The organism is Mesorhizobium sp. ES1-4, from assembly GCF_020164745.1.
Taxonomy (GTDB): domain Bacteria; phylum Pseudomonadota; class Alphaproteobacteria; order Rhizobiales; family Rhizobiaceae; genus Mesorhizobium.
In genome coordinates, this window is the sequence record NZ_JAIUGV010000011.1 from 111,226 (window position 1) to 133,801 (window position 22,576).

A 22,576-nucleotide genomic window follows, 5' to 3' on the forward strand; every position below is an offset into this window, starting at 1 on the left:
AAAGCGCTTTTGGCCGCGCAAACGGCGATGGTCACGAATGTGCGGCCATGGCCGCCACCATTTGCGAATGCTTCATTTTCGCGGCCGAATGTGGCAGGGACGCTGAAATGCCGCAAACAGCAGTTCATTGACGATCATGCCCATCACCAAGGATACCACTGACCCCGCAACCGCCGGCCCGGCGATCGTCCTGGTCGAGCCGCAGCTCGGCGAGAACATCGGCATGGTCGCTCGCGCCATGGCCAATTTTGGTCTTTCGGAGCTGCGCCTAGTCAACCCGCGCGACGGCTGGCCGAGCGAGAAGGCACGTGCCGCCGCCAGTCGCGCCGACCATGTCATCGACGCCGTCAAGGTGTTCGGCGATCTGGCCTCGGCGCTCGCCGACCTGAACTTCGTCTTCGCCACCACCGCCAGGCAGCGCGACGGTTTCAAATCCGTGCGTGGCCCGGTGGAAGCTGGCAGGATGCTCCGTGCCCGCCACGGAATGGGGCAACGCACCGGCATCCTTTTCGGGCGCGAACGCTTCGGCCTCTACAATGACGAGGTTGGCCTTGCCGACGAAATCGTCACTTTCCCGGTCGACCCCGATTTCTCCTCGCTCAATATCGCCCAGGCGGCCTTGCTGATGTCCTATGAGTGGATGAAGTCGGGCCTGGAGGATGAGACGAAGACCAACTTTACTGGGCCGGAGATGAATCCGGCAAGCAAGGAAGAATTGCACGGGCTGTTCGCCTATCTGGAAGGCGCGTTGGAAGCGCGCGGCTATTTTCGACCGGCGCCGAAGAAGCCGAAAATGGTCGACAATTTGCGCGCGGTGCTGACCCGCGCCGGCTTTGCCGAACCGGAGCTCAAGGTGTTGCGCGGCATCATCTCGTCGCTGGATCGGTTCTCACCGGCGATGCCGCGCGGCGATGGGTCACCGGGCGATGATCCGAGGCGTTTGCCCGCGGCCGCCGCGCGCGCCCGCAAGGCGGAGGCTGCCGGCCAGGTGCCGGACGCTGACGGCGACGATGCGGACACGCCGCCGCAGGGCGGCAAGGGAACCGACAATGACTGAGCAGCCGATCCTGATGTTCGATTCCGGCGTCGGCGGACTCACCGTTTTGCGCGAGGCGCGCGTCCTGATGCCCGACCGCCGCTTCATCTATGTCGCCGACGATGCCGCTTTTCCGTTTGGCGCCTGGGAAGAGCCGGCGCTGCGGACCCATATACTTGAGCTGTTCGCCAGATTGCTCGACCGCTTCGCACCGGCCCTTTCGGTCATCGCCTGCAACACCGCCTCGACGCTGGTGATCGACGCCTTGCGCGAACGATTTCCCGGCCATCCGTTCGTCGGCACGGTGCCCGCGGTCAAGCCGGCGGCCGAGCGCACCCGCTCCGGCCTGGTCTCGGTGCTGGCGACCCCGGGCACGGTAAAGCGCCAGTACACGCGCGACCTGATCAGCAAATGGGCGCAGAAATGCCATGTCCGCCTGGTCGGCAGCGACAGGCTGGCGGGCCTGTCCGAAGCCTATATGCGCGAGGGCTTTGTCGACGAGGAGGCCGTTCGCGCCGAGATCGCGCCCTGCTTCATCGAACGCGAGGGCATGCGCACCGACATCGTGGTGCTGGCCTGCACGCATTACCCGTTTCTGGTCAATCGCATGCGCAAGACCGCGCCCTGGCCGGTCGACTGGATCGATCCGGCCGAGGCGATCGCACGGCGAGCCCTTTCGCTGCTGCCGCCCGTCTATGAGGCGCTGCCGCAAGGCGAGCCTGACATGGCGGTCTTCACCTCGGGCAAGGCGGACTTCGCCGTCAGCCGGCTGATGCAGGGATTCGGGCTGACCGTGCGCCAGTAGACGGCTGCTGCCACTCAAACAGGTTCGAAGACGATGCTGCGTCGATCCGGATCGGCCAGGACCAGCCTTAGTTTCAGATCGTCGCCCTGTCTGAGCCCCGAGGCCTTTACGTTGGCTACGACTGGCATGTCGGCAAGCTGAACGCGCACGCCATGGTCGACGAAGTCGGTGACGACGGCCTCGAATGTCTTCCCCTCGTGTCCCCTGAGCATTACGGCTTCGGCAAGGTCGATGGCCGCGTGGTTGATCTGCGAAGCGCGGCTATCCGCACGGCCCATCGCCTTCGGCAACCTGGCGAACGCGTCGGTGACGACCTGCGGCACGGGCTGGCCGTTGGTGATAGCCAGCGCGCAGCGCACGACATAGCGATCGGCAAGCCGCCTGAGTGGCGCGGTTGCGTGGGCATAGGTCGCGGCCATGGCCTCATGCCAGGGAACAACGCCGTCCTTGTAGGCTTGATAGGACGCGCCGGAGCTTGCATGGCGTATTTCCAGCATCAGCGCTGCTTGTTGCGGATCGGCCGGATCGAGGGTTCGCTGATAGTCCCGCAAGCTGGCGGAGGCTGGCCAGGACAGTCCGAGAGCTTGTGCCGCGTTGCGCAGCCTTTGCACCTTGAAGGCATCCGGCTCCGACATCACCCGGAACAAGCCGGTATGATGCGCAAGCATGGCATCGGCAATCGCCATGTTGGCGGCCAGCGAAAGCGCGGCATTGTCCTGCTCGGATTGCAGCAGCGGTCTGAACGAAAGCCGGAATGTGCCATCGGCAAGCCTTTCCACCTCCTGCTCGGGTGGGTCGACGCGGGAAGCCCCGCGACGCTTTTCGTTCGTCGCCATGCGCCGCGCCATTTCAGCGAAGCCGGCCGGAACGTCGGATGCCTTCACGCTGTCATAGGCGAGCTTTGCCCGGCTTTGAATGATTGCCCGCTCCGCGCCGTCCAGTTTCGTCGCACCGTCCTGCGCAACCCGAACCGTGAAGATAACGGCTGGGCGGGGTCCATCCGGCAACAGGCTCGCCGCAGCCTCGGCAATCGCCGGCGGGTAGAGCCCGGCCCTGCCGTCCGGCAAGTAGAGCGTCTCGCCTCGCGTCCAGGCTTCGAGATCCACCGGGTCGCCGTCCTGGACGAACCAGGCCACATCGGCGATGGCATAATGCAGCAGAAGATCACTGCCGCTCGCCTCGATCGAGAACGCTTGATCGAGATCGGTGGAGGCAGCCGGATCGAGCGTCACGAAAGGCATCGCCCTTCGATCGGCATGCTGGTCGGGCACACGTCTGGTTGCGGCCTCCGCCGTGGCCAATACGTCAGCCGGAAATCCATCCGGCACGTGCAATTCGGTGCGGATTTTCGCCAGGCCGGCGGAGAGAACCTGTGAGGGATCTGTCAGGGATTTCATTCAGCCGTCCTACACTGGGGTTCCGGACACGGGAAGGCTGCCAACGAAAATCGTCAAGCCCAGCCATGGGCTGGCACCCAGGCGGACCGGAACATGCCGCTGGCGCTGGAACCGCCGCCCAAGCGCGGCGTTTTCTCCTGACAGCAAAGGAGACCCGCCATGCCTGCCACCTCGAAAGCCCAGCAGAAGGCCGCCGGCGCCGCCCTCTCGGCCAAGCGCGGCGAGACAAAAAAGAGCGAACTCAAGGGCGCATCAAAGAGCATGTATGAATCGATGGATGAAAAGCAGCTCGAGGAATTCGCCGAGACCAAGCGCAAGGGCTTGCCTGACAAGAAGCCATAAGCTTGCCCTCATTGCCGGTGGTGGTCGCAGCTTTCGGCAACAGTCCCCGATCACGAACTCGGCAACCTCAAAAAAGGTCGCACGGAGCCCGTTACTCTAGCTCCAGCCCGTAATCGCTCCCGGTCGATGCCCGACGGCAACTGCAAGCGAAAGGAGCCCACGACGGATCGCGGGCTCCTGGAAATTGACAAAGTATCGAACTGCGCTCTGTTGTTCGGCCGCTTACCAGCGGTGGCAGCGCCTAACTCTTTCGACGATCACCCTGCGATGGCCATGCCGCCACACCACGCGCTTTTTGACGATGACCCGGCAGACCTGCTTGTGGCCGTGCCAATGGCGCGCCATGGCCGGTTCCGGGGCAACCGCCATCGAACCTGCAAGCACCGCGGCGCCTGCCAGGGTAAGGAAGAACTTCTTCATGCAATTTGGCTCCTTTAGCTCCAGTCCCTTCCTGGTGCCGTTGGCGCAAAACCTCCCGCCATTCCGGCATCGCTCAACGCCGGCAACGCTATATGGTTGCGTTGCGCCGTGCTACTCACAAGCTTGACACCGGTTAAATCTCGGTTTAACCAGCCGCCAACGCCGGGCAGCGATGTCCGGTGTTTGTTTTGCATACGCAAGATCTGTCACCATAGCTGTTTCCGATCTTGTTTGAACTGACGTGTCCCGTGGGTTTTCCGCCGCGTTGCGTGGGAAAACCCTGTCAGGTCTCGAAAACGGAGGCCAGAGGAGGGCGCGTTTCCTTCACCCGGACCATGAGGTGCCGGGTGTGTTGTTTTGAAAAGGGAATGCGATGAGCAAGCGCGAATCCGCGAAATACAAGATCGACCGCCGTCTTGGCGAAAATATCTGGGGCCGCCCGAAGTCCCCGGTCAACAAGCGTGAATACGGTCCCGGCCAGCATGGCCAGCGCCGCAAGGGCAAGCTTTCCGACTTCGGCCTGCAGCTGCGCGCCAAGCAGAAGCTGAAGGGTCACTATGGCGACGTTTCGGAAAAGCAGTTCCGCAAGGTCTATGAAGAGGCTGACCGCCGCAAGGGCGACACCTCGGAGAACTTGATCGGCCTGCTCGAATCGCGTCTCGACGCGGTCGTCTACCGCGCCAAGTTCGTGCCGACCATTTTCGCCGCCCGCCAGTTCGTCAACCACGGCCACGTCAACGTCAACGGCAAGCGCGTCAACATCGGCTCGTACCGCTGCAAGCCGGGCGATGTCGTCGAAGTGCGCGAAAAGTCGAAGCAGCTGGTCATCGTCCTGGAATCGGTCGGCCTCGCCGAGCGCGACGTGCCGGACTACATCGAAGCCGATCACAACAAGATGGTCGCGACCTTCTCGCGCATCCCCGGCCTCGCCGACGTTCCGTTCGCCGTGCAGATGGAACCGAACCTGGTCGTCGAATTCTACTCGCGCTAAGCGAACGCTTTTCTGCGCTATCGGAAAAGGCCGCCTTCGAGGCGGCCTTTTTGCTTTGGGTCATTCGCTTTGCCGTTTCGATTTTCCGGCCGATGCGTTAATCCGGGCGGAAGTCACATTCCGGGGCCGACGCGCCATGAATATGCTGCAAGACATCGAGACGCTCGAGCCGGCCGCCGAAACCGGCTCCCATCCGCTGTTCGCTGATGTGCCGTCCTCGGTCGAATTCAACAAACTGCGCAAGCGGCTGCTGCGGCAGACCCGCCAGGCGATCGAGGACTTCTCGATGGTCAAGCCGGGTGAGCGCTGGCTGGTGGCGCTGTCAGGCGGCAAGGATTCCTACGGCCTGCTGGCCATGCTGCTCGACCTCAAATGGCGCGGACTGCTGCCGGTCGAATTGCTGGCCTGCAACCTCGACCAGGGCCAGCCGAATTTCCCCAAGCACATCCTGCCCGACTATCTCGACGCCAACGGCATAGCGCACCGCATCGAATACCGGGACACCTATTCGGTCGTCACCGACAAGCTGCCCCAGGGCAGCACCTATTGTTCGCTCTGTTCGCGGCTGCGGCGCGGCCATCTCTACCGGATAGCGCGTGAGGAAGGATGCGCGGCGCTGGTTCTCGGCCATCATCGCGAGGACATTCTCGAGACCTTCTTCATGAACCTGTTCCATGGCGGCCGGCTTGCCGCCATGCCGCCAAAACTGCTCAACGACGACGGCGACGTCATGGTGTTGCGGCCGCTGAGCTACTGCGCCGAGGTCGATCTGGAGAAATTCGCTGCCGCGATGCGATTCCCGATCATCCCTTGCGATCTCTGCGGCAGCCAGGAAGGGCTGCAGCGCAACGCCATGAAGGCGATGCTCGAGGACATCGAAAGGCGCATGCCCGGCCGCAAGGACACCATGATCCGCGCACTGTCCAACACCAGGCCGTCGCATCTGCTCGACCGAAAGCTGTTCGATTTCGCCGCTCTCAACGAAACCCTCGCGATCAGGCAAGACATTTCCGATGACGTTTGACGATACCGCGATCGACTGGCTGGCCGGCATTCTGGCCGAGGCAGCCCAAGCTGAAATCATGCCGCGCTTCCGCCGATTGGGCGATGGCGACATCCGCCAGAAGACTTCCGCCGCCGACCTGGTGACGGAGGCCGATGTCAACGCCGAGCGGCTGATCTCCGCCAGGCTGCGCGACCGCTATCCTTCGGCCATGGTGGTGGGCGAAGAGGCCTGTTCCGAAAATCCGGCGCTGCTCGACGGCCTGGGCGATGCCGAACTGGCATTCACTGTCGACCCGGTCGACGGCACCTTCAACTTCGCATCCGGCGTACCGCTGTTCGGGGTCATGCTGGCGGTGGTGGTCAGGGGCGAGACGGTCGCGGGCATCATCCATGATCCTGTCGGCAAGGATTGGCTCATCGCCGCCAGGGGCGCCGGCAGCCATATCAGGCATGCCCATGGCAGCCTGGAGAAAGTCCATGTGGCGCCGCCCGTGCCGATCTCGCAGATGACGGGCGCGGTTTCCTGGCAATATCTCGACGAGCCGGAGCGCTCACGCCTTGCGCGCAACCAGACCAAGGCATTGTCTCAGTTCGCCTATCGCTGCGCGGCCCACGAATATCGCCTGCTGGCCAGCGGGCATGCGCATTTTGTCGTCTACAACAAGCTGATGCCCTGGGATCATCTGCCCGGCGTGCTGATCCATCAGGAAGCTGGCGGCCACGCCGCGCGCATCGATGGCAGCGCCTATCTGCCTTCGCATGTCGACGGCGGCCTGCTGGTCGCGCCGGACCAGGACAGCTGGCAGGAACTGCGCCGGGAACTGTGGGCGGAATAGGTTAGCTTCCGCGTGGTGTCGGCGGCAAGCTCAATGCAGGTCGGTAACGTGCCCTGACACAGGTGCGTTCTGCGGCTGGAACATCTTGCCGCGCTCGGCAACGAGAATCATCAACAGCGCTGCGACCGAGACGCCGCAAAAACCAGCGGCCAACGGCGTCACCGTGCCGTTGAAAGCCTGGCCGATCAGCGTGCCGAGAATGCCGCCGAGAAACGTTTGCATGAAACCCAGGATGGACGACGCCGTGCCGGCCAATTGACCAAGCGGTTCCATGGCCAAGGCGTTGAAATTGGCGCCGAGGCAGCCAAACGGCAGCATGGCGCCGGCAAAGAAGGTGATGAACAGCCAGAGCGGCATTTTCATTTCCAGTGAAACCACCAGCCAGGCCAGGCTGATCGCCAGAAACAGCAGCAGCGCGCTTTGCGACAGGCGGCGCATCCCGACGCGGCCGACGAGGCGCGAGTTCAGAAAATTGGAGAAGGCGAGCACGCCCGCGACACCGGCAAAGATGACGGGAAACATCTCGCCGACGTTGAAGATGTTGACATAAATCTGCTGCGCCGAGGCGATGAAGCCGAACATGGCGCCGAAGATGAAAGTGCTGGCGAAGGCATAGCAGAGCGCGATGCGGTTGGTGAGCACGATACGGAAGCCGCCGATTATGGAGGAGACGGTCAGTGACCGGCGATATTCGGGATGCAGCGTCTCGGGCAAGCGCAGCAGCGACCATGCCGACACGACCAGGGCGCCGACCGCCATGGTGACGAATATCCAATGCCAGGTCGCGAACAGCATGATGAACTGGCCGATGCCTGGCGCCACGACCGGGATGGCCATGAACACCATGAAGATCAGCGACATGACTTCGGCCATGCGCCGCCCATCGAATGTATCGCGCACGATCGAGACCGCAATGACGCGCGTGGCGGCCGCGCCAAGCCCTTGCACGGCCCTGCATATCAGAAGCGTTTCAAAGCTCGGCGCGATAGCGGCCGCAGCGGCCGCCGCCACGTAGATGATCAGGCCGGCGACCAGCGGCGAGCGACGCCCGAAACGGTCCGAGATCGGCCCGAAGAACAGTTGGCCTCCGCCGAAGCCCAGTATATAGGCGGTGACCACATATTGCCGGTGGTTTTCATTCTCGACGCCCAGCGAGGCGCCAATTTGCTGCAGCGCTGGCAGCATGATGTCGATGGCGAGCGAATTGAGCGCCATCAGCGCCGCGCAGAGCGCGATGAACTCCCAGCGCGGAATAGGCAATTGGCTTGCCCGCGGCGAGGTGCTTGCCCCTTGCGGCGCTGATTTCTGCTGGTCCACGGCAAGTCCGATCTCTCAAACGACAACGCGCCGGTGGGCCGGCGCATTGGCTCGTCCTGGTCCCGCTCTCCGGGATGTAAAAATTGCCGAGGTGGGGCCGCCCCGGTGGCCAGGGCACGCCGATATCGACATGCCCGAAACTGAAGTCAGGCGGCGCCTTTGACGCCGACGCCCTTCTCGACCAGGAAGGTCTGCAACTCGCCAGCCTGGAACATTTCGCGGATGATATCGCAGCCGCCGACGAATTCGCCCTTGACGTAGAGCTGCGGGATCGTCGGCCAGTTGGAATAGTCCTTGATGCCTTGGCGCAGTTCCGCGGAGTCCAGCACATTCACGCCTTTATAGTCGGCGCCGATATAGTCGAGGATCTGCACGACCTGACCGGAAAATCCGCATTGCGGAAAGCCGGGGGTGCCTTTCATGAAGAGGACGACGTCGTTGCCCTTCACTTCGTTGTCGATGTAGTCGTTGATACCGCTCATGGAATATCCTTTCACGCCCGTGGGAGCCAGGCTCGAAACATGTCTTTCAAATAAACCCATAGGTTGCCCGAAACAAGACTTTAGCCGCGCCAGCGCCGAAATGGCGTAAAGGATGGGCCGCTTTGTGCCAAGCGTGTGGGCTGGAAATGCCTCAGTCGGGAACGCTGGTCTGCAGCGCCAGCGCGTGCAGCACGCCGCCCATATTGCCCTTCAGCGCGTCATAGACCATCTGGTGCTGCTGGACGCGGCTTTTTCCCCGAAAGCTCTCGGCCACGACCTCGGCCGCGTAGTGATCGCCATCGCCGGCGAGGTCGCGGATCGTCACGCGGGCGTCCGGTATGCCGTCCTTGATCAGTTTTTCGATGTCGTGGGCGTCCATTGCCATTGCAGAAATTCCTGTTTCGAGAGGGCGGCGGCGCGGCGGCCCGTGCGATGAGAGTCGGGCAAGCCTAAAGCCTTTCCAATCCGGATTGAAGCGGTTCCGTCCAGCGCCCGTTCTGTTGGTGCTCAGGAGATGGTTTCGCCCGGCTCTTGTGCCGGACCGTCCTCGCGCATCGAAAAGGCGCGGCCCAGGCTGAAGGCCAGCACGTAGAGCGGGATGTTGACCGCCATGTTGGCAATCGGCAGATAGCCGGTCACTCGCCATACGGGCGAGAAGAACGGCTGGCCGTACCCGTCGCAGACAAGTGAAGAGCCATACTCCCACAAGGCTCCCAAGACGGCCGAGACGGCAAAAAGCTTGATGCAGGTGATGATGTGCCTGGCCCGCCTTGGCTCCGGCAGGAGCCGGTTCCAAAGCCCCAGGCAGACGATCGGGACAGCGTAGATGACATTCTGCAGCACCAGCATCGGAAGCGTACCGTTAGCCGCGGCAAGGAACTCGCCACGTGTTTCCAGCCTGGGGCAAACCTCGCTTGAGGTTGTCGAAAGCAGGAAGAAGACGAACGGCCCGAGGCACCAGACGAAGAACAGCGACGGCCAGAAAACGACTGCAAGCAGCGCCCGTACGGCCAGTTTCTTATGATTGAGCAGGGTATTTTCCGAAAACCGGTTTCCACTTTTCGGAATCATGCTCTAATCAACTGGCCTGGTCCATGAAGCGCGGGAACCAGCCCTCATGGGCGGCGGTCAGGTCGCTGACCGGGATTGCTCTGGCATCGCCGAGCTTCAGCGCCTTGCCCCCCGTCGAGCCGATCCATGGCGCGAAGATGCCGAGTTCGCCCTGCTGCTTGCGGATCGCGTCCCATTCATCACCATGCGGATCGATCGACAGCGTCAGGAGATAGCGGCCCTGGTCTTCGCCGAACCAGACCGGGATCGGGTCCGTGCCGACAAGCCCGGGAACGATCGCGCCGATGCCCGACGCCATGGCCATTTCGGCCAACGCGACAGCGATGCCGCCGTCGGAGACATCATGCGCAGCGGTGACGATGCCGGACGCGATCAACGAGCGCACATGGTCTCCGACGCGCTTCTCGTGCTCGAGATCGACCGGCGGCGGCGGGCCTTCGCTGCGCCCATGGATGTCGCGCATATACGCCGACTGGCCAAGATGCGTTCCCCAGGTAGCCGGTGCGCCGACCAGCAGGATCATCTGGCCTTCCGCCGCGAAGCCGATCCGCGCCATCTTCGACCAGTCCGATATCAGGCCGACGCCGCCGATGGTCGGTGTCGGCAGGATGCCCTGGCCGTTGGTTTCGTTGTAGAGCGAGACGTTGCCCGACACGATCGGGAAACCAAGCGCCCGGCAGGCATCGCCGATGCCTTTCACTGCGCCGACCAGCTGGCCCATGATCTCCGGCCGTTCGGGATTGCCGAAATTGAGATTGTCGGTGGCGGCGAGCGGCAGCGCGCCGGTGGCGGTGAGGTTGCGCCAGCATTCGGCCACGGCCTGCTTGCCGCCTTCGTAGGGATCGGCCTCGCAATAGCGCGGCGTCACGTCCGAGGAGAAGGCGAGCGCCTTGGTCGCATGGCCATCGACGCGCACGACGCCGGCGTCGCCGCCGGGAAGCTGCAGCGAATTGCCCTGGATCAGCGTGTCGTATTGCTCCCAGACCCAACGGCGCGACGAAAGATCCGGCCCGCCAAGCAGCTTAAGCAGCGCATCGGCGACATCGGCCTGCGGAATGTCGGTGGGGGAAAGCGGCAGGGGCTTCTTCGACTCGATCCACGGCCGGTCATATTCGGGCGCCTTGTCGCCGAGATCCTTGATCGGCAAGTCGGCGACCTGCTCACCCTGGTGCAGCACGCGGAAGCGCAGATCGTCGGTGGTCTTGCCGACGATGGCGAAGTCGAGGCCCCATTTGTGGAATATCGCCTCGGCTTCCTTTTCCTTTTCGGGGCGCAGCACCATCAGCATGCGCTCCTGGCTCTCCGACAGCATCATCTCGTAGGCGCTCATGCGCTCTTCGCGAACCGGCACCTTGTCGAGGTCGAGCTCGATCCCGAGGTCGCCCTTGGCGCCCATTTCGACGGCGGAACAGGTGAGGCCGGCCGCGCCCATGTCCTGGATGGCGATGACGGCGCCCGAGGCCATCAGTTCGAGACAGGCCTCGAGCAGGCATTTTTCGGTGAAGGGATCGCCGACCTGGACGGTCGGACGCTTCTCGTCGATCTTGTCGTCGAATTCGGCGGACGCCATGGTCGCGCCGCCGACACCGTCGCGGCCGGTCTTGGCGCCGAGATAGACGACAGGCAGGCCGACGCCCTTGGCCTCGGACAGGAAAATGGCATTGGTCTTGGCGATGCCCGCGGCGAAGGCGTTGACCAGGATGTTGCCGTTGTAGCGGGCGTCGAAATTGACCTCGCCGCCGACCGTCGGCACGCCGAAGGCATTGCCGTAACCGCCGACGCCGGAAACCACGCCGGCGACGAGATGCCTGGTCTTGGGATGGTCAGGAGCGCCGAAGCGCAGTGCGTTCATCGCCGCGATCGGCCGCGCGCCCATGGTGAAGACGTCGCGCAGGATGCCGCCGACGCCGGTCGCTGCACCCTGATAGGGCTCGATGAAGGACGGGTGATTGTGGCTTTCCATCTTGAAGACGACGCAGTCGCCGTCACCGATGTCGACCACGCCGGCATTTTCGCCCGGGCCCTGGATGACCCGCGGGCCGGTGGTCGGCAAGGTGCGCAGCCATTTCTTCGAGGATTTGTAGGAGCAGTGCTCGTTCCACATCGCCGAGAAGATGCCGAGTTCGGTAAAGCTCGGTTCGCGTCCGACCAGATCCAATATGCGCTGATACTCGTCGGGCTTCAGCCCATGCGCGGCGATGAGGTCCGATGTGATCGGCACGGAATTGGAAATGGTCATGGGCGGCGATTTATGTCCATGGAGCAGGGATTTTGAGTCTCCTCTTATCGCAAGCTTTGCAGCCGATACACCCCGTCGGCGGAGGAAAAGGGGCAGAAAGCAACAGGGTGATGGCCGCGATGGATCGCGGTAGGCTCTTTTCGCGAGCAAGGCGAACGGCCAGCGATTGCCCCCGCAAGGCCAATTGGAACGCCATGATGTTCCAGCCGTTAGGTCCCTATCACTCAGGAGATAAGAGAATGGCCACCAAGCAAGGCAAGAACGATAATCGCATTTCGGACAAGGAGGCTCTGCACATGGCCGAGACAACAGACGTTTCGCCCCGGCAGGCCAAGGAACTGGCCGAGAAGCACGGCAAGAAAAAGGCCGAGAAGGAAGCCAAGAACTTCAAGGCCGAAGGCTGATCCAAGTCCGCTCGACAATTCATCCGTTCGCAAGGCGGAGTCTCGAGGCAAGCAGGGCGGGTGGCCGGGAAATCAGGAAAAACTGTCGTAACCCGCGCGGCCCTCGTCCAGCAGCCGCCGGATGACCGCGACGCCGCCGGCGATATCCTCGCGCCGCCTCGGCTGCGAAACGCCAAAGCGCACTCCATGGAAAACCCGCTCCGAGCGCCCCGCCTTGAACTCATCCTCATCATCGATCAGCACGCCCTGCTCCAGGCAGGCGTTCTTGAACGTGCCGGAAAGCCAGGGATCGGGCAGGGTGAGCCAGACGAACGGCACTTTGTCGTGCGATTTGAACGAGAAGCCTGCCAGACTTTCGCGTACCATGGACATGCGGGCGCTGATCTCCGCGATGCTGCGCTTCCGGATCTCGCTGGCCTGGCCGGAAAGCACCAGCCGGGCATTCACCTCGGCCAACAGGAACGGCATGCCACCGGTCATCATCTTGTGGGCGACCCGGATGCGGTGGCGGTAGGCAGGAGGGCAAGAAAGCCAGCCGCCACGAAGACCGGCGGCGACGGATTTCGACAGGCCGCCGGCAATGATGGTGCGTTCGGGCGCGAATTCGGCAAGCAGCGGTGTCGGGTCGTCGGTCAGGTGCCCGTAGAGGTCATCCTCGATCAGGATGATGTTATACTCACGGGCGACGCGCGCGATCGCCTCGCGGCGCGCCGCCGACAAGGTCACCAAGGTCGGATTCTGCGCCGTGGGGATCAGGAACATCATCCTGGGGTGCTTTTGCGCGCAGACGCGTTCGAAATCGGCCGGATCGAGGCCTTCATCGTCCGAAGCCACCAGCGCGGTGCGCCGGCCGATCAGGCCGGCACTGCGGGAAATCTGCGAGTAGGTAAGGTGCTCGAAGGCGACATAGTCGCCGGGCGTGGTCAGGGCGGCGATCGCGGCCATGACGGCGGCATGGGTGCCGAGGGTAGGGACGATCGTATCGGCCGTTGGCCGGAAGGCGTTACGTGAAAGCCACCTGGCGCCGGCTTCGTACCAGCGATCCGGGAAATCGCGCGTGTAGCTCGAAATCTCATAGGGGTGGTCCTGTGCGGCGCGCGACAGGACTTCGGCTACAATGGCACCCTGGCCGATGTCAGGGGCCGCGGTGCTGTCGAAACGCAGCTTGTCCTTGGGCGCATCGACATAACGCGTGCCTTCCACGCTGGTGTCGGGCACCTCCGGCTTCGTAACGCCGATGTTCTCGCCAAGCACATAGGTTCCCCGTCCGACCTCGCCACTGACGAGACCGCGCTCACGCAGCACTTGATAGGCCCGCCCGACCGTGCCGACCGTGGCGCCGATATCGTAGGCGAGGTCGCGCTGTGGCGGCAGCTTGGCCCCCGCACCGATCACCCCCCGGTCGATATCCGCCTCGATGGAATCCGCGAGGCGCTGATACAGCGGACCTGAACCGATGAGATCTGGAATCCAATTTGTCATGGTGACAATTTTCTATATTGCGCCGTTTTGTGAGTCAATACATACCTATATTGCGCTAAAAGGGTGCAATTGACAATTCCGGCAGAAAGAAAATGGATACAATCGGAACATTCCGCCTCTCAAGAACCGAAATGCTCAGCCGGCCTGGACGTCCGTTTGGGCAGCGCGGCTTCGCCAGCCGACTTGTGCAAGTGCTCAGGTCGCTGGCGAAATGGATCGACTATCTGCTGGAGCGCAGGCGCGGCCGGCTGGCACTGCTGGAGATGACGGACGACCAACTCAAGGACATCGGCATCTCACGCTGCGACGCGCATCGCGAGGGCATCAAGCCGTTCTGGGAATAGCGCCCGGCCTATCGGGCGCCTTTGCTCCTGAGGCTCCCGATACCATGGTCGACGAAAACGGCGGCGACGCAGATCACCAGGAACAACGCGATGATGGCGAGCGCCGCGACGGCGACGCTCGCCATGCCGTTCTTGGCGATGTCGAGGAAGGGGTATGGCACCTCGCCCGCCAGCGGCGCCCGTGCCAGCGTATAGGCCAGATAGGCAATGGGATAGGTAACCCACCAGGAGATGTCGCTCCATCTCGTTCTGCCATCGGCGCCTGATATCAGCCACCCAGCACGAACAGCACCGGCGTCACGTAGTGCAGCAGGACGTCGCAAAGCAGGAACAGGCCCTGTGGCTGCCAGAGCGGCGCCAGCACGGTGGCATAGACGATGAGGACCAGGGTGATCGAAACTGCGACGCCCCCTCGCATCCGCGGTCCGGCAAAGGCCGGCAGCCACGCATAGCCGCTGGATGACAACAGCGAGGTGTGGACCAGCACGGCGCCGATGTTGGTCAGGATGGTGAAGAAGCTGAGATAGAAGACGATCGAGCCGGGCAGGCCGCGGCCCGCTTCCATCGACGCTGGAATGGTGATCGAGAACTGCAGGGCGAGCGCAATAAGGCCGACAACCAATCCCGCGATCTGCAGGAAGCGGCCCACGGCAGGTTCAGGCGGTGGCTGCGCAGGCCGGATTGCCCGCCTGCCAGCGCGCGATATCCGAACTGATGCGCCCGCCAAGCGGGTCGTTCATTAACGGTCCGAAGACGTCGACGCGGCTTGAGCTTCCTTGTGCCTGCACGACCAGCAACGGTTTGCCGCCATAGTGCTTGGCCGGCACCAGCAGGAAGCGCGGCGTGCCGCTGAACGAGTTCAGCTCATTGGCCATCTGATACTGCTTGAAAGCCGGATCCTTGCTGGCGATCCAGCATTTGTGGGCCGATATCGCCACCTGTTCCATGGCCAGCAGCGCGGCGCTTTTGCCCGAGGGCACGGGCGTGCTCTTGGGGCTCGACTGGCACGATGCCAGCGCGAACCCCGCCACGGCGACGATGACGATCGTGCTGGTCTTGATCAAGCGGCACCCATCTCGAGTTCGGACAGAAAGACAGTCAGGCCGTCTGTCATCTCGCCCCACACCCTGGACAGGGCGGGATGCTGCGAGGCGATCTGCTCATAGGCATCGAATTTGGGATAGGCATCGAGCAGGTCGTGCCGGCCCGTCATGGCGCGGAAATTGTTGAAGATGAACCGCGTCGGCGTCAGCCAGGCATCGGCGAAGCTGATGTCGTGGCCGAGCGCGAAGGGACCTTGCGCCATGCGTGCCTCGATGGCCGCCAGCCCATGGTGGAGACGGACGAATTGGGCGTCGATCTCGACAGGGTTGCGCTTCGGCACGAAATGCAGCTCGAAAAGCTTCATCGTCGGCGTCAGCACATCGAGATCGGTGATGCGGGCGAACATGCGCACTAGGGCGCGGTCCTTCGAATCGGGCGGCAACAGCGCCGGCTCGGGAAACCGCTCCTCGAAATATTCCGCGATGACCACCGATTCGACGATGGTTTCGCCCGAGCCGGTGATCAGAACCGGAATCCGATTCATCGGTGAGATGGCGCGAAACTCTTCAGGAATGGGAAAACCCTGCGGCGGCGCGATGATCTTGAGCGGCACGTCCTTGATGTAGGCCAGTGCCCGCACGATCGAAGAGTAGGGCGACAACGGCCGCGAATAGAGTTTCATGACCGTCTCTCCCTCACGCTATGATCTTGAATTACCGCAATTCTTAAGGTCGCGGTTGCAAACTTCAAGCGGCAATGCCCAAGGCACCTTCGAACAGTGCCCTGCCGTCACTGCCGCCATGCGCTGCTTCTATCAGGTTCTCGGGATGCGGCATCAGACCAAGCACATTGCCTTGTTCATTGACGATGCCGGCGATGTCGTTGATCGAGCCGTTCGGATTGGTGCCTTCGGCATAGCGGAACACCACCTGGCCTTCGCCTTCGATCCGGGCAAGCGTGTCGGCGTCGGCAAAGTAATTGCCGTCGTGATGCGCCACCGGCGAACGGATGATCTGGCCCGGCTGGTAGCGGCGGGTGAACATGGTGTTGGCGTTGGCGATCTCGAGCTTGACCTGCCGGCAGACGAATTTCAGCGAGGTGTTGCGCATCAGCGCACCGGGCAGCAGACCGGCCTCGACCAGGATCTGGAACCCGTTGCAGACGCCGATGACCATGACGCCCCTGGCCGCCTTTTCGGCGACCGCCCGCATCACCGGCATGCGCGCGGCGATCGCGCCGCAGCGCAGATAATCGCCGAAGGAGAAGCCGCCCGGAATAGCGATCAGGTCGACATCGGGGATTTCCGTGTCGGTCTGCCAGACGGTTGCCGGCGGTTTGCCGGAAATCTTGGTCAGCGCCGCGATCATGTCGCGGTCGCGATTGAGTCCGGGGAGAAGGACGACGGCGGATTTCATTTTGGTTCTTAAGGCCTCTGAGCTTCGGTAAGTTCGCGCAGGTCGAGACGGCGTTCTACGCGTTCAGGTCTGTCACTTTGCGTTGCCACCATGTGCCTCGCATAACATTCAATTCGTCTCCGAAACGTCCCGACGAAGCTCACCAATTTCGTGATGCACGTGCTTCAGCAGCTCGAACATCAACTCATTCGTGACTTCCGGCATGCTTCCTCCGACACAACCTCAGGTGAGTGTCACACTATAGTTCTCGATGACCGTGTTCGCCAGAAGCTTGTCGCACATGGCCTTGAGGTCGGCTTCGGCCTTGGCCTTGTCGGTCTCCGCCAGCTCGACGTCGAACACCTTGCCCTGCCGCACCGCGCCGACGCCACCGAAGCCCAGCCCCGACAGTGCGTGCTCGATTGCCTTGCCCTGTGGGTCCAGAACGCCATTTTTGAGGGTGACGGTAATGCGGGCCTTGATCACGCTGGACATGCTCCTGTTCTGGGTTTGGGGTGGCAAACCGCTATCAGTGCGGCTTGCCCTTGAAGCCATCGGTCGAGGCGACGAGCACCGGACCGGTGGGGCGCGGCGGCTCGTTCTCGTTCATGATGCCGAGGCGGCGGGCGACTTCCTGGTAGGCCTCGACGAGGCCGCCCATGTCGCGCCGGAAACGGTCCTTGTCGAGCTTGTCCTGCGTCGCCACGTCCCACAGGCGGCAGGAGTCCGGCGAAATCTCGTCGGCGACGACGATGCGCATCATGTCGCCCTCGAACAGGCGGCCGCATTCGATCTTGAAGTCGACGAGCTGGATGCCAACCCCCATGAACAGGCCGGAGAGGAAATCGTTGACGCGGATGGCCAGCGCCATGATGTCGTCGATCTCCTGCGGGCTCGCCCAGCCGAATGCCGTGACGTGCTCTTCCGAAACCATCGGGTCATCGAGCGCGTCGGCCTTGTAATAGAATTCGATGATCGAGCGCGGCAGGACGGTGCCTTCCTCGATGCCGAGGCGCTTGGACAACGAACCGGCGGCGACATTGCGCACCACCACTTCAAGCGGGATAATCTCGACTTCCTTGATCAGCTGCTCGCGCATGTTGAGCCGGCGGATGAAGTGGGTCGGAATGCCCATGCGGTTCAAATGATTGAAGATGTATTCGGAAATGCGGTTGTTGAGCACGCCCTTGCCGTCGATCACCTCGTGTTTCTTCTTGTTGAACGCCGTTGCGTCGTCCTTGAAGAACTGGATCAGCGTGCCCGGTTCCGGCCCCTCATAGAGGATCTTGGCCTTGCCTTCATAAATGCGGCGGCGATTTTTCATCTGATTTTTCTCTGGATTTCCGGACAGGCGGCAAGCGGCCACTTCCTGTCCGTGCGCCTGAATTGGTGCGGCGACGGTGACGTACAATGCCGGGTCTATCCCAATCACATCGTTTGCTCAATCGGCAAATCCTTCCAATCAACCGCTTTCGGGACTGAAATGCCGCAGCGCAGCATATGACGAAGCATATTGACCGGCCCGCGACCTTTTGGTTTGTGCTTCGACAACACACATATTCACCGCCAACGAATCGGATTTGACCCGGAGGGACGCCATGAGCAGCATGAAAGACCGCGAAGAGGGCTTCGAGCGCAAATTTGCATTCGACGAGGAGCTTCGGTTCAAGGCTTCGGCGCGGCGCAACAAGGCGCTTGGTCTGTGGGCCGCCGAAAAGCTCGGAAAATCCGGTGCCGACGCCGATACCTACGCCAAGGAAGTCGTCGTTTCCGACATCGAGGAAGCCGGCGACCACGATGTGTTCCGCAAGATACGCAGGGATTTCGATGCCGCCGGCATCGAGCAATCCGATCATCAGATCCGCCGCACCATGGACGAACTGATGGCGCAGGCGATCGAGCAGATCAAAAACACCTGATCCATCACACTGGACCAATCGACCGCCCGGCCGCGCCGGGCGGTTTTTCTTTGCCTTCGCCATGGTTTCGGGCTGAAACTGCGATCCCTAACAAGGAAGAGATCAGATGTCCCTGAAGTCCCGTCTTGCCGCCGATGAAACCCTGGTCACCGCGTGGTCGGGCGTGCCGGACGCGCTGACAGTGGAGATACTCGCCAGGCAGGACTTCGATGCGGTCACACTCGACATGCAGCATGGCGGCCATCACGAGGACAGCGTCCTGCGCGGTCTGGCGCCGGTGCTGGCTACCGGAAAGCCGGCGCTGGTGCGCATTCCCGTTGGCCGCTTCGACATGGCCAGCCGGGCTCTCGATTTCGGCGCCGAAGCGGTCATTGCACCCATGGTCAACTCGGTGGCCGATGCAAAGCTGTTCGCCGCGGCCATGAAATATCCGCCGCTCGGCGAGCGCTCGTGGGGTCCGACCTATGCCTTTCCGCGCCATGGCAAGGGCGACTATGCCGAATGGCTGCGCGACACCAACCAGCGCACCTTGGCTTTTGCCATGGTCGAGACGCGCGCCGCGCTCGATGCGCTCGATGGCATCCTCGACACGCCGGGCATCGACGGCATTTTCCTCGGGCCATCCGATTTCTCGATCGCCTGGACCAACGGCGCCACGGTCAGTTCCACGCTGGAAAGCATGATGGAGACGGTGGCCTCGGTTGCCGAGCGCACCCGCAAGGCCGGCAAGCATGCGGCGATCTACGTCGTCGAACCGGCCATCGCCGGCCGTGTCGTATCGATGGGCTACCGGCTGCTCGCCACGGGCTCCGAGCATGCGCTTATTTCGCTGGGGGCAAAAAACCTGCTCAAGGACATCAAGGATTCGATCGGCGCCTGATGCTAGGGCTTCAGGTCCGTCAGGAACTTGGCGAACGTCATCGAACCCTCCGGCCAGGGGCCAAAGCCTGAATCCTCGCTGAGATGACCGGTCTCGCCGGCGTCGATGAACAGCGAGCCCCAGGCGCCGGCGATGTCCTCGGCGACATCGAAGGGACAGAAGGGATCGTTGCGGCTGGCGATCACGATGGACGGAAACGGCAGCGGCTCACGCGGATAGGGGCCGAAGGTCATCAGGTGTCTCGGCTTGATCTTGGGATTGGCGACGTCGGGGGGCGCCACGAAGAAGGCGCCGGCGACCAGCTTCTGAAATTGCGGAATGGCTTGTATGGCCGCCGCCACTCCCAGTGAATGGGCAACGAGAACGACAGGTTTCTCGGCCTCGTTGACCGCTTTGGCCACACTCGCCGTCCAGTCCTCGCGCACCGGCTTCGACCATTCGGCCTGCTCCACGCGACGCGCCGTCGACAGTTTCGATTGCCAGCGGGTCTGCCAATGCTCGGGCCCGGAATTGGTGTAACCGGGAACGATCAGAATATCTGCGTCTTTGACCTTCATGGCGCTGAGATAGCGAGCGCGATTGTCTCATGCAACCGTTGATGGTTGCGCTCATCTTCGAAACGGTGAACAACATGTTCGCTTTTCGCTGTCTTGTGTGAACGATCACGATCGACGATCTGTCGCGAGGAGAGAAACAGCCGGATTTTGGCGCCGGCATCACGTAGAATGATCGGGGCACGGGACTTCTGGCTTTGGAGGTCACCAAGCGCCGCAACGGAGACCAATGATGAGCGAACTGCCATTTGCCGCCACCACGCCGGTGAGCGTCGCCCGGGTCGGGCTGAAGGCGCGTGACGCCGAAGGCCTCGCGGCCTACTACCGCCGGGTTGTCGGCCTGCAGGAGCTGAGCCGCGCCGACGGCGCGATCACCCTGGGTGCTGCGGGCCGTCCGCTGTTGGTCCTCGAGCCGGACGCGTCCGCCAAGCCGGACGATCCGCGCAGCGCGGGGCTCTTTCACACGGCCTTCCTGCTGCCCAGCCGTGCCGACCTCGGTCGCTGGATCAACCACGCCATATCAGACAAGATCGCCATCGAGGGTGCTTCGGACCATCTGGTCAGCGAAGCGCTGTACCTGACCGACCCCGAGGGCAACGGGATCGAGATCTATGCCGATCGCCGCCCGCAGGACTGGAAATGGAACGGTGACAGGATTGCCATGGCGACCGAGCGGATGAACATTCCTTCTGTCGTTGCCGAGGTGCCGGCCGGCGATGCGGGCTGGCAGGGCGCGCCGGAAAACAGCATCGTCGGCCATGTCCATTTGCGCGTCGGCAGGCCGGAAGAGGCCGAAGCCTGGTGGAACCAGGAATTCGGCTTCGACACGGTCGCCAAATATGGCGGCCAGGCGGTGTTCCTGTCTTCAGGCCATTACCACCATCATATCGGCGCCAACGCATGGCAAAGCGCCGGCGCCGGCCGCCGCGACCCGTCCCGCTCGGGCCTCGCCTGGGTCGAGATGCGTTCCGACAATGTGAGCAGCGAAACGACCCGTGAAGACCCGTGGGGCACGGTGATCAGGACGGTGCCAGGCAAGGCCTGATCGAGCGTCGACACAGCTTCTCTCCCCGTCACTGTATGTACGTCTAGAGCATGATGCCGAAAAGTGTGAAGCGGTTTTCGGGCAACATCATGCTCTATCTCTTTGATTTAGAGACGGATTCAGATTCAGGTCGACTCGACCTGAAATCATCCGGCTCTAGAGACGGGGAGAGGGAAAGCTAGGCCTCTCCGAACACCCGCTTGAAGATCGTGTCGACATGCTTGGTGTGGTAGCCCAGGTCGAATTTCTCGCGGACTTGCGCCTCCGGAAGCGCTGCGGTCACTTCTTTGTCGGCCAAAAGTTCTTCAAGGAAATCAGCGCCTTGTTCCCATACTTTCATCGCGTTTCGCTGCACCAGCCGATAGGAGTCCTCGCGCGACAAGCCGGCCTGCGTCAGTGCCAGCATCACGCGCTGGGAATGCACGAGGCCGCGGAACTTGTTCATGTTGTTCAGCATGTTCTGAGGATAGACGACCAGCTTGTCGACGACGCTGGTCAGGCGTGACAGGGCGAAATCAAGCGTCACGGTGGCGTCTGGGCCGATCATGCGCTCGACCGAGGAGTGCGAGATGTCGCGCTCGTGCCAGAGCGCCACGTTTTCCATCGCGGGCAACGCCATGGAACGCACCATGCGGGCAAGGCCGGTGAGGTTTTCGGTCAGCACCGGGTTGCGCTTGTGCGGCATTGCCGACGAGCCTTTCTGACCCGGCGAAAAATACTCTTCCGCTTCCAGCACCTCGGTGCGCTGCAGATGCCGGACCTCGATCGCCAGCCTCTCGATCGAGGAGGCGATGACGCCGAGCGTGGCGAAGAACATGGCGTGGCGGTCGCGCGGGATGACCTGCGTCGATACCGGTTCCGGCTTCAGGCCGAGCTTCTGGGCAACATGCTCCTCGACATAGGGCTCGATGTTGGCGAAGGTGCCGACCGCCCCTGAAATGGCACAGGTCGCGATGTCTTCGCGCGCGTGCACCAGCCGCTCGCGGCAGCGCGAGAACTCGGCATAGGCCTGCGCCAGCTTGATGCCGAAGGTGGTCGGTTCGGCGTGGATGCCGTGGCTACGGCCGATGGTGACGGTGTCCTTGTGCTCGAAGGCGCGGCGCTTGAGTGCGGCAAGCAACGCATCGATGTCGGCGAGCAGGATGTCGCTGGCACGGGTGAGTTGCACCGCAAAGCAGGTGTCGAGCACGTCCGAAGAGGTCATGCCCTGATGGATGAAGCGCGCGTCGGGCCCGACGAATTCGGCAAGATGGGTGAGGAAGGCGATCACGTCGTGCTTGGTGACGCGCTCGATCGCGTCGATCTTGTCGACGTCGAATTCCGCCGCGCTTCCCTTTTCCCAGATGGTTTTGGCCGCTTCCTTGGGAATGACGCCCAGTTCGGCCAGCGCATCGCAGGCATGGGCCTCGATTTCGAACCAGATGCGAAACCTGGTTTCGGGCGACCAGATGGCGACCATTTCCGGCCGGGAGTAGCGAGGGATCATACGGATCGTTTTCCAGCTTCGCGTTGCGTTGGCCGCGTCCTAACAGAGGTGGGCAAAATGCTCAACGTTGCTGCCGCGCAAAC

The 22,576-nt window shown here is 62.6% G+C and carries 26 protein-coding genes and 1 pseudogene; 11 read left to right on the forward strand and 16 right to left on the reverse strand.

Going from position 1 to position 22,576, the window contains the following annotated elements; all coding sequences use genetic code 11:
* Positions 1–136: 136 nt before the first annotated feature.
* A complete protein-coding gene (locus tag LB556_RS21550; RefSeq protein WP_224569868.1) occupies positions 137–1,057 on the forward strand; it encodes an RNA methyltransferase in 921 nt (306 codons plus the stop codon).
* On the forward strand, positions 1,050–1,841 hold the full coding sequence (murI, locus tag LB556_RS21555) for a glutamate racemase (protein ID WP_224569747.1): 792 nt from the start codon (positions 1,050–1,052) through the stop codon (positions 1,839–1,841). Before LB556_RS21550 ends, murI begins: the two co-directional genes overlap by 8 nt.
* Positions 1,842–1,855: 14 nt before the next feature.
* Here the strand turns inward: murI and LB556_RS21560 are convergent, their stop codons facing one another.
* A complete protein-coding gene (locus LB556_RS21560) occupies positions 1,856–3,238 on the reverse strand; it encodes an RNB domain-containing ribonuclease (protein WP_224569748.1) in 1,383 nt (460 codons plus the stop codon).
* A gap of 159 nt (positions 3,239–3,397) precedes the next feature.
* Here LB556_RS21560 and LB556_RS21565 point away from each other — a divergent pair, with 159 nt between their 5' ends.
* The gene (locus LB556_RS21565) at positions 3,398–3,580 is read left to right on the forward strand and encodes a DUF3008 family protein (RefSeq protein WP_224569749.1); all 183 of its coding nucleotides are present in this window, start codon (positions 3,398–3,400) and stop codon (positions 3,578–3,580) included.
* A gap of 222 nt (positions 3,581–3,802) precedes the next feature.
* Here LB556_RS21565 and LB556_RS21570 read toward each other — a convergent pair whose 3' ends face one another.
* Positions 3,803–4,000 carry a hypothetical protein gene (locus LB556_RS21570; RefSeq protein ID WP_140506376.1) on the reverse strand — a complete coding sequence of 66 codons (198 nt, stop codon included), beginning with the start codon at positions 3,998–4,000 and terminating at the stop codon, positions 3,803–3,805.
* Positions 4,001–4,373: 373 nt separating this feature from the next.
* Between LB556_RS21570 and rpsD the strand changes: the two genes are divergently transcribed.
* From rpsD to LB556_RS21585, 3 genes are all read left to right on the forward strand, one after another.
* Positions 4,374–4,991: a 30S ribosomal protein S4 gene (gene rpsD / locus LB556_RS21575; RefSeq protein WP_013895883.1), complete on the forward strand. Its 618-nt coding sequence runs from the start codon at positions 4,374–4,376 to the stop codon at positions 4,989–4,991.
* Between the two features lie 136 nt (positions 4,992–5,127).
* Positions 5,128–6,015 (forward strand): tRNA 2-thiocytidine(32) synthetase TtcA, encoded by an 888-nt coding sequence (ttcA, locus tag LB556_RS21580; RefSeq protein ID WP_224569750.1) that lies wholly within the window; start codon positions 5,128–5,130, stop codon positions 6,013–6,015.
* Positions 6,005–6,832, forward strand: a complete 828-nt coding sequence (locus LB556_RS21585) for an inositol monophosphatase family protein (RefSeq protein WP_224569751.1) — start codon at positions 6,005–6,007, stop codon at positions 6,830–6,832. Before ttcA ends, LB556_RS21585 begins: the two co-directional genes overlap by 11 nt.
* Positions 6,833–6,862: 30 nt before the next feature.
* Here LB556_RS21585 and LB556_RS21590 read toward each other — a convergent pair whose 3' ends face one another.
* The 5 genes from LB556_RS21590 to purL form a co-directional block, all read right to left on the reverse strand.
* The gene (locus LB556_RS21590) at positions 6,863–8,149 is read right to left on the reverse strand and encodes a multidrug effflux MFS transporter (RefSeq protein WP_411908601.1); all 1,287 of its coding nucleotides are present in this window, start codon (positions 8,147–8,149) and stop codon (positions 6,863–6,865) included.
* 146 nt (positions 8,150–8,295) lie between these two features.
* Positions 8,296–8,631 (reverse strand): Grx4 family monothiol glutaredoxin, encoded by a 336-nt coding sequence (grxD, locus tag LB556_RS21595; protein ID WP_224569752.1) that lies wholly within the window; start codon positions 8,629–8,631, stop codon positions 8,296–8,298.
* A gap of 151 nt (positions 8,632–8,782) precedes the next feature.
* Entirely contained in the window at positions 8,783–9,016 is a 234-nt protein-coding gene (locus LB556_RS21600) for a BolA/IbaG family iron-sulfur metabolism protein (RefSeq protein ID WP_015318146.1), read from the reverse strand.
* Between the two features lie 122 nt (positions 9,017–9,138).
* Positions 9,139–9,702, reverse strand: a complete 564-nt coding sequence (locus LB556_RS21605) for a hypothetical protein (RefSeq protein WP_224569753.1) — start codon at positions 9,700–9,702, stop codon at positions 9,139–9,141.
* A gap of 7 nt (positions 9,703–9,709) precedes the next feature.
* A complete protein-coding gene (purL, locus tag LB556_RS21610) occupies positions 9,710–11,941 on the reverse strand; it encodes a phosphoribosylformylglycinamidine synthase subunit PurL (protein ID WP_224569754.1) in 2,232 nt (743 codons plus the stop codon).
* Between the two features lie 239 nt (positions 11,942–12,180).
* Here purL and LB556_RS21615 point away from each other — a divergent pair, with 239 nt between their 5' ends.
* Positions 12,181–12,345: a hypothetical protein gene (locus LB556_RS21615; RefSeq protein ID WP_224569755.1), complete on the forward strand. Its 165-nt coding sequence runs from the start codon at positions 12,181–12,183 to the stop codon at positions 12,343–12,345.
* A 72-nt stretch (positions 12,346–12,417) separates the two neighbouring features.
* Here LB556_RS21615 and LB556_RS21620 read toward each other — a convergent pair whose 3' ends face one another.
* Entirely contained in the window at positions 12,418–13,827 is a 1,410-nt protein-coding gene (locus LB556_RS21620; protein ID WP_224569756.1) for a PLP-dependent aminotransferase family protein, read from the reverse strand.
* Positions 13,828–13,919: 92 nt separating this feature from the next.
* Between LB556_RS21620 and LB556_RS21625 the strand changes: the two genes are divergently transcribed.
* On the forward strand, positions 13,920–14,171 hold the full coding sequence (locus LB556_RS21625) for a DUF1127 domain-containing protein (RefSeq protein WP_224569757.1): 252 nt from the start codon (positions 13,920–13,922) through the stop codon (positions 14,169–14,171).
* A gap of 8 nt (positions 14,172–14,179) precedes the next feature.
* Here LB556_RS21625 and LB556_RS21630 read toward each other — a convergent pair.
* From LB556_RS21630 to purC, 6 genes and pseudogenes are all read right to left on the reverse strand, one after another.
* Positions 14,180–14,820, reverse strand: a pseudogene (locus LB556_RS21630) (Pr6Pr family membrane protein).
* Between the two features lie 7 nt (positions 14,821–14,827).
* Positions 14,828–15,235: a hypothetical protein gene (locus tag LB556_RS21635; RefSeq protein ID WP_224569758.1), complete on the reverse strand. Its 408-nt coding sequence runs from the start codon at positions 15,233–15,235 to the stop codon at positions 14,828–14,830.
* Positions 15,232–15,897 carry a glutathione S-transferase family protein gene (locus LB556_RS21640; protein ID WP_224569759.1) on the reverse strand — a complete coding sequence of 222 codons (666 nt, stop codon included), beginning with the start codon at positions 15,895–15,897 and terminating at the stop codon, positions 15,232–15,234. Before LB556_RS21640 ends, LB556_RS21635 begins: the two co-directional genes overlap by 4 nt.
* A gap of 64 nt (positions 15,898–15,961) precedes the next feature.
* Positions 15,962–16,630: a phosphoribosylformylglycinamidine synthase subunit PurQ gene (gene purQ / locus LB556_RS21645; RefSeq protein ID WP_224569760.1), complete on the reverse strand. Its 669-nt coding sequence runs from the start codon at positions 16,628–16,630 to the stop codon at positions 15,962–15,964.
* Positions 16,631–16,852: 222 nt separating this feature from the next.
* A complete protein-coding gene (gene purS / locus LB556_RS21650) occupies positions 16,853–17,095 on the reverse strand; it encodes a phosphoribosylformylglycinamidine synthase subunit PurS (protein WP_224569870.1) in 243 nt (80 codons plus the stop codon).
* 43 nt (positions 17,096–17,138) lie between these two features.
* The gene (gene purC, locus LB556_RS21655; protein ID WP_224569761.1) at positions 17,139–17,933 is read right to left on the reverse strand and encodes a phosphoribosylaminoimidazolesuccinocarboxamide synthase; all 795 of its coding nucleotides are present in this window, start codon (positions 17,931–17,933) and stop codon (positions 17,139–17,141) included.
* A gap of 274 nt (positions 17,934–18,207) precedes the next feature.
* On the opposite strand from purC, the gene LB556_RS21660 reads away from it, so the two are divergent.
* Both LB556_RS21660 and LB556_RS21665 read left to right on the forward strand, forming a co-directional pair.
* Entirely contained in the window at positions 18,208–18,528 is a 321-nt protein-coding gene (locus tag LB556_RS21660) for a DUF1476 domain-containing protein (protein ID WP_224569762.1), read from the forward strand.
* A gap of 106 nt (positions 18,529–18,634) precedes the next feature.
* The gene (locus LB556_RS21665; RefSeq protein ID WP_224569763.1) at positions 18,635–19,408 is read left to right on the forward strand and encodes an HpcH/HpaI aldolase family protein; all 774 of its coding nucleotides are present in this window, start codon (positions 18,635–18,637) and stop codon (positions 19,406–19,408) included.
* Positions 19,409–19,410: 2 nt separating this feature from the next.
* Here the strand turns inward: LB556_RS21665 and LB556_RS21670 are convergent, their stop codons facing one another.
* Positions 19,411–19,965, reverse strand: coding sequence for an RBBP9/YdeN family alpha/beta hydrolase (locus LB556_RS21670; RefSeq protein ID WP_224569764.1), 555 nt, complete (start codon positions 19,963–19,965; stop codon positions 19,411–19,413).
* A 229-nt stretch (positions 19,966–20,194) separates the two neighbouring features.
* On the opposite strand from LB556_RS21670, the gene LB556_RS21675 reads away from it, so the two are divergent.
* On the forward strand, positions 20,195–21,007 hold the full coding sequence (locus LB556_RS21675; protein ID WP_224569871.1) for a VOC family protein: 813 nt from the start codon (positions 20,195–20,197) through the stop codon (positions 21,005–21,007).
* Positions 21,008–21,185: 178 nt separating this feature from the next.
* Here the strand turns inward: LB556_RS21675 and purB are convergent, their stop codons facing one another.
* Positions 21,186–22,493: an adenylosuccinate lyase gene (gene purB / locus LB556_RS21680; RefSeq protein WP_224569765.1), complete on the reverse strand. Its 1,308-nt coding sequence runs from the start codon at positions 22,491–22,493 to the stop codon at positions 21,186–21,188.
* Positions 22,494–22,576: the final 83 nt, after the last annotated feature.

Coding starts and splice junctions, on each gene's coding strand:
- LB556_RS21550 (WP_224569868.1), top strand. CDS start 137: ATGCCCATCACCAAGGATACCACTGACCCCGCAACCGCCGGCCCGGCG.
- murI (WP_224569747.1), top strand. CDS start 1,050: ATGACTGAGCAGCCGATCCTGATGTTCGATTCCGGCGTCGGCGGACTC.
- LB556_RS21560 (WP_224569748.1), bottom strand. CDS start 3,238: ATGAAATCCCTGACAGATCCCTCACAGGTTCTCTCCGCCGGCCTGGCG.
- LB556_RS21565 (WP_224569749.1), top strand. CDS start 3,398: ATGCCTGCCACCTCGAAAGCCCAGCAGAAGGCCGCCGGCGCCGCCCTC.
- LB556_RS21570 (WP_140506376.1), bottom strand. CDS start 4,000: ATGAAGAAGTTCTTCCTTACCCTGGCAGGCGCCGCGGTGCTTGCAGGT.
- rpsD (WP_013895883.1), top strand. CDS start 4,374: ATGAGCAAGCGCGAATCCGCGAAATACAAGATCGACCGCCGTCTTGGC.
- ttcA (WP_224569750.1), top strand. CDS start 5,128: ATGAATATGCTGCAAGACATCGAGACGCTCGAGCCGGCCGCCGAAACC.
- LB556_RS21585 (WP_224569751.1), top strand. CDS start 6,005: ATGACGTTTGACGATACCGCGATCGACTGGCTGGCCGGCATTCTGGCC.
- grxD (WP_224569752.1), bottom strand. CDS start 8,631: ATGAGCGGTATCAACGACTACATCGACAACGAAGTGAAGGGCAACGAC.
- LB556_RS21600 (WP_015318146.1), bottom strand. CDS start 9,016: ATGGCAATGGACGCCCACGACATCGAAAAACTGATCAAGGACGGCATA.
- LB556_RS21605 (WP_224569753.1), bottom strand. CDS start 9,702: ATGATTCCGAAAAGTGGAAACCGGTTTTCGGAAAATACCCTGCTCAAT.
- purL (WP_224569754.1), bottom strand. CDS start 11,941: ATGACCATTTCCAATTCCGTGCCGATCACATCGGACCTCATCGCCGCG.
- LB556_RS21615 (WP_224569755.1), top strand. CDS start 12,181: ATGGCCACCAAGCAAGGCAAGAACGATAATCGCATTTCGGACAAGGAG.
- LB556_RS21620 (WP_224569756.1), bottom strand. CDS start 13,827: ATGACAAATTGGATTCCAGATCTCATCGGTTCAGGTCCGCTGTATCAG.
- LB556_RS21625 (WP_224569757.1), top strand. CDS start 13,920: ATGGATACAATCGGAACATTCCGCCTCTCAAGAACCGAAATGCTCAGC.
- LB556_RS21640 (WP_224569759.1), bottom strand. CDS start 15,897: ATGAAACTCTATTCGCGGCCGTTGTCGCCCTACTCTTCGATCGTGCGG.
- purQ (WP_224569760.1), bottom strand. CDS start 16,630: ATGAAATCCGCCGTCGTCCTTCTCCCCGGACTCAATCGCGACCGCGAC.
- purC (WP_224569761.1), bottom strand. CDS start 17,933: ATGAAAAATCGCCGCCGCATTTATGAAGGCAAGGCCAAGATCCTCTAT.
- LB556_RS21660 (WP_224569762.1), top strand. CDS start 18,208: ATGAGCAGCATGAAAGACCGCGAAGAGGGCTTCGAGCGCAAATTTGCA.
- LB556_RS21665 (WP_224569763.1), top strand. CDS start 18,635: ATGTCCCTGAAGTCCCGTCTTGCCGCCGATGAAACCCTGGTCACCGCG.
- LB556_RS21670 (WP_224569764.1), bottom strand. CDS start 19,965: ATGAAGGTCAAAGACGCAGATATTCTGATCGTTCCCGGTTACACCAAT.
- LB556_RS21675 (WP_224569871.1), top strand. CDS start 20,195: ATGAGCGAACTGCCATTTGCCGCCACCACGCCGGTGAGCGTCGCCCGG.
- purB (WP_224569765.1), bottom strand. CDS start 22,493: ATGATCCCTCGCTACTCCCGGCCGGAAATGGTCGCCATCTGGTCGCCC.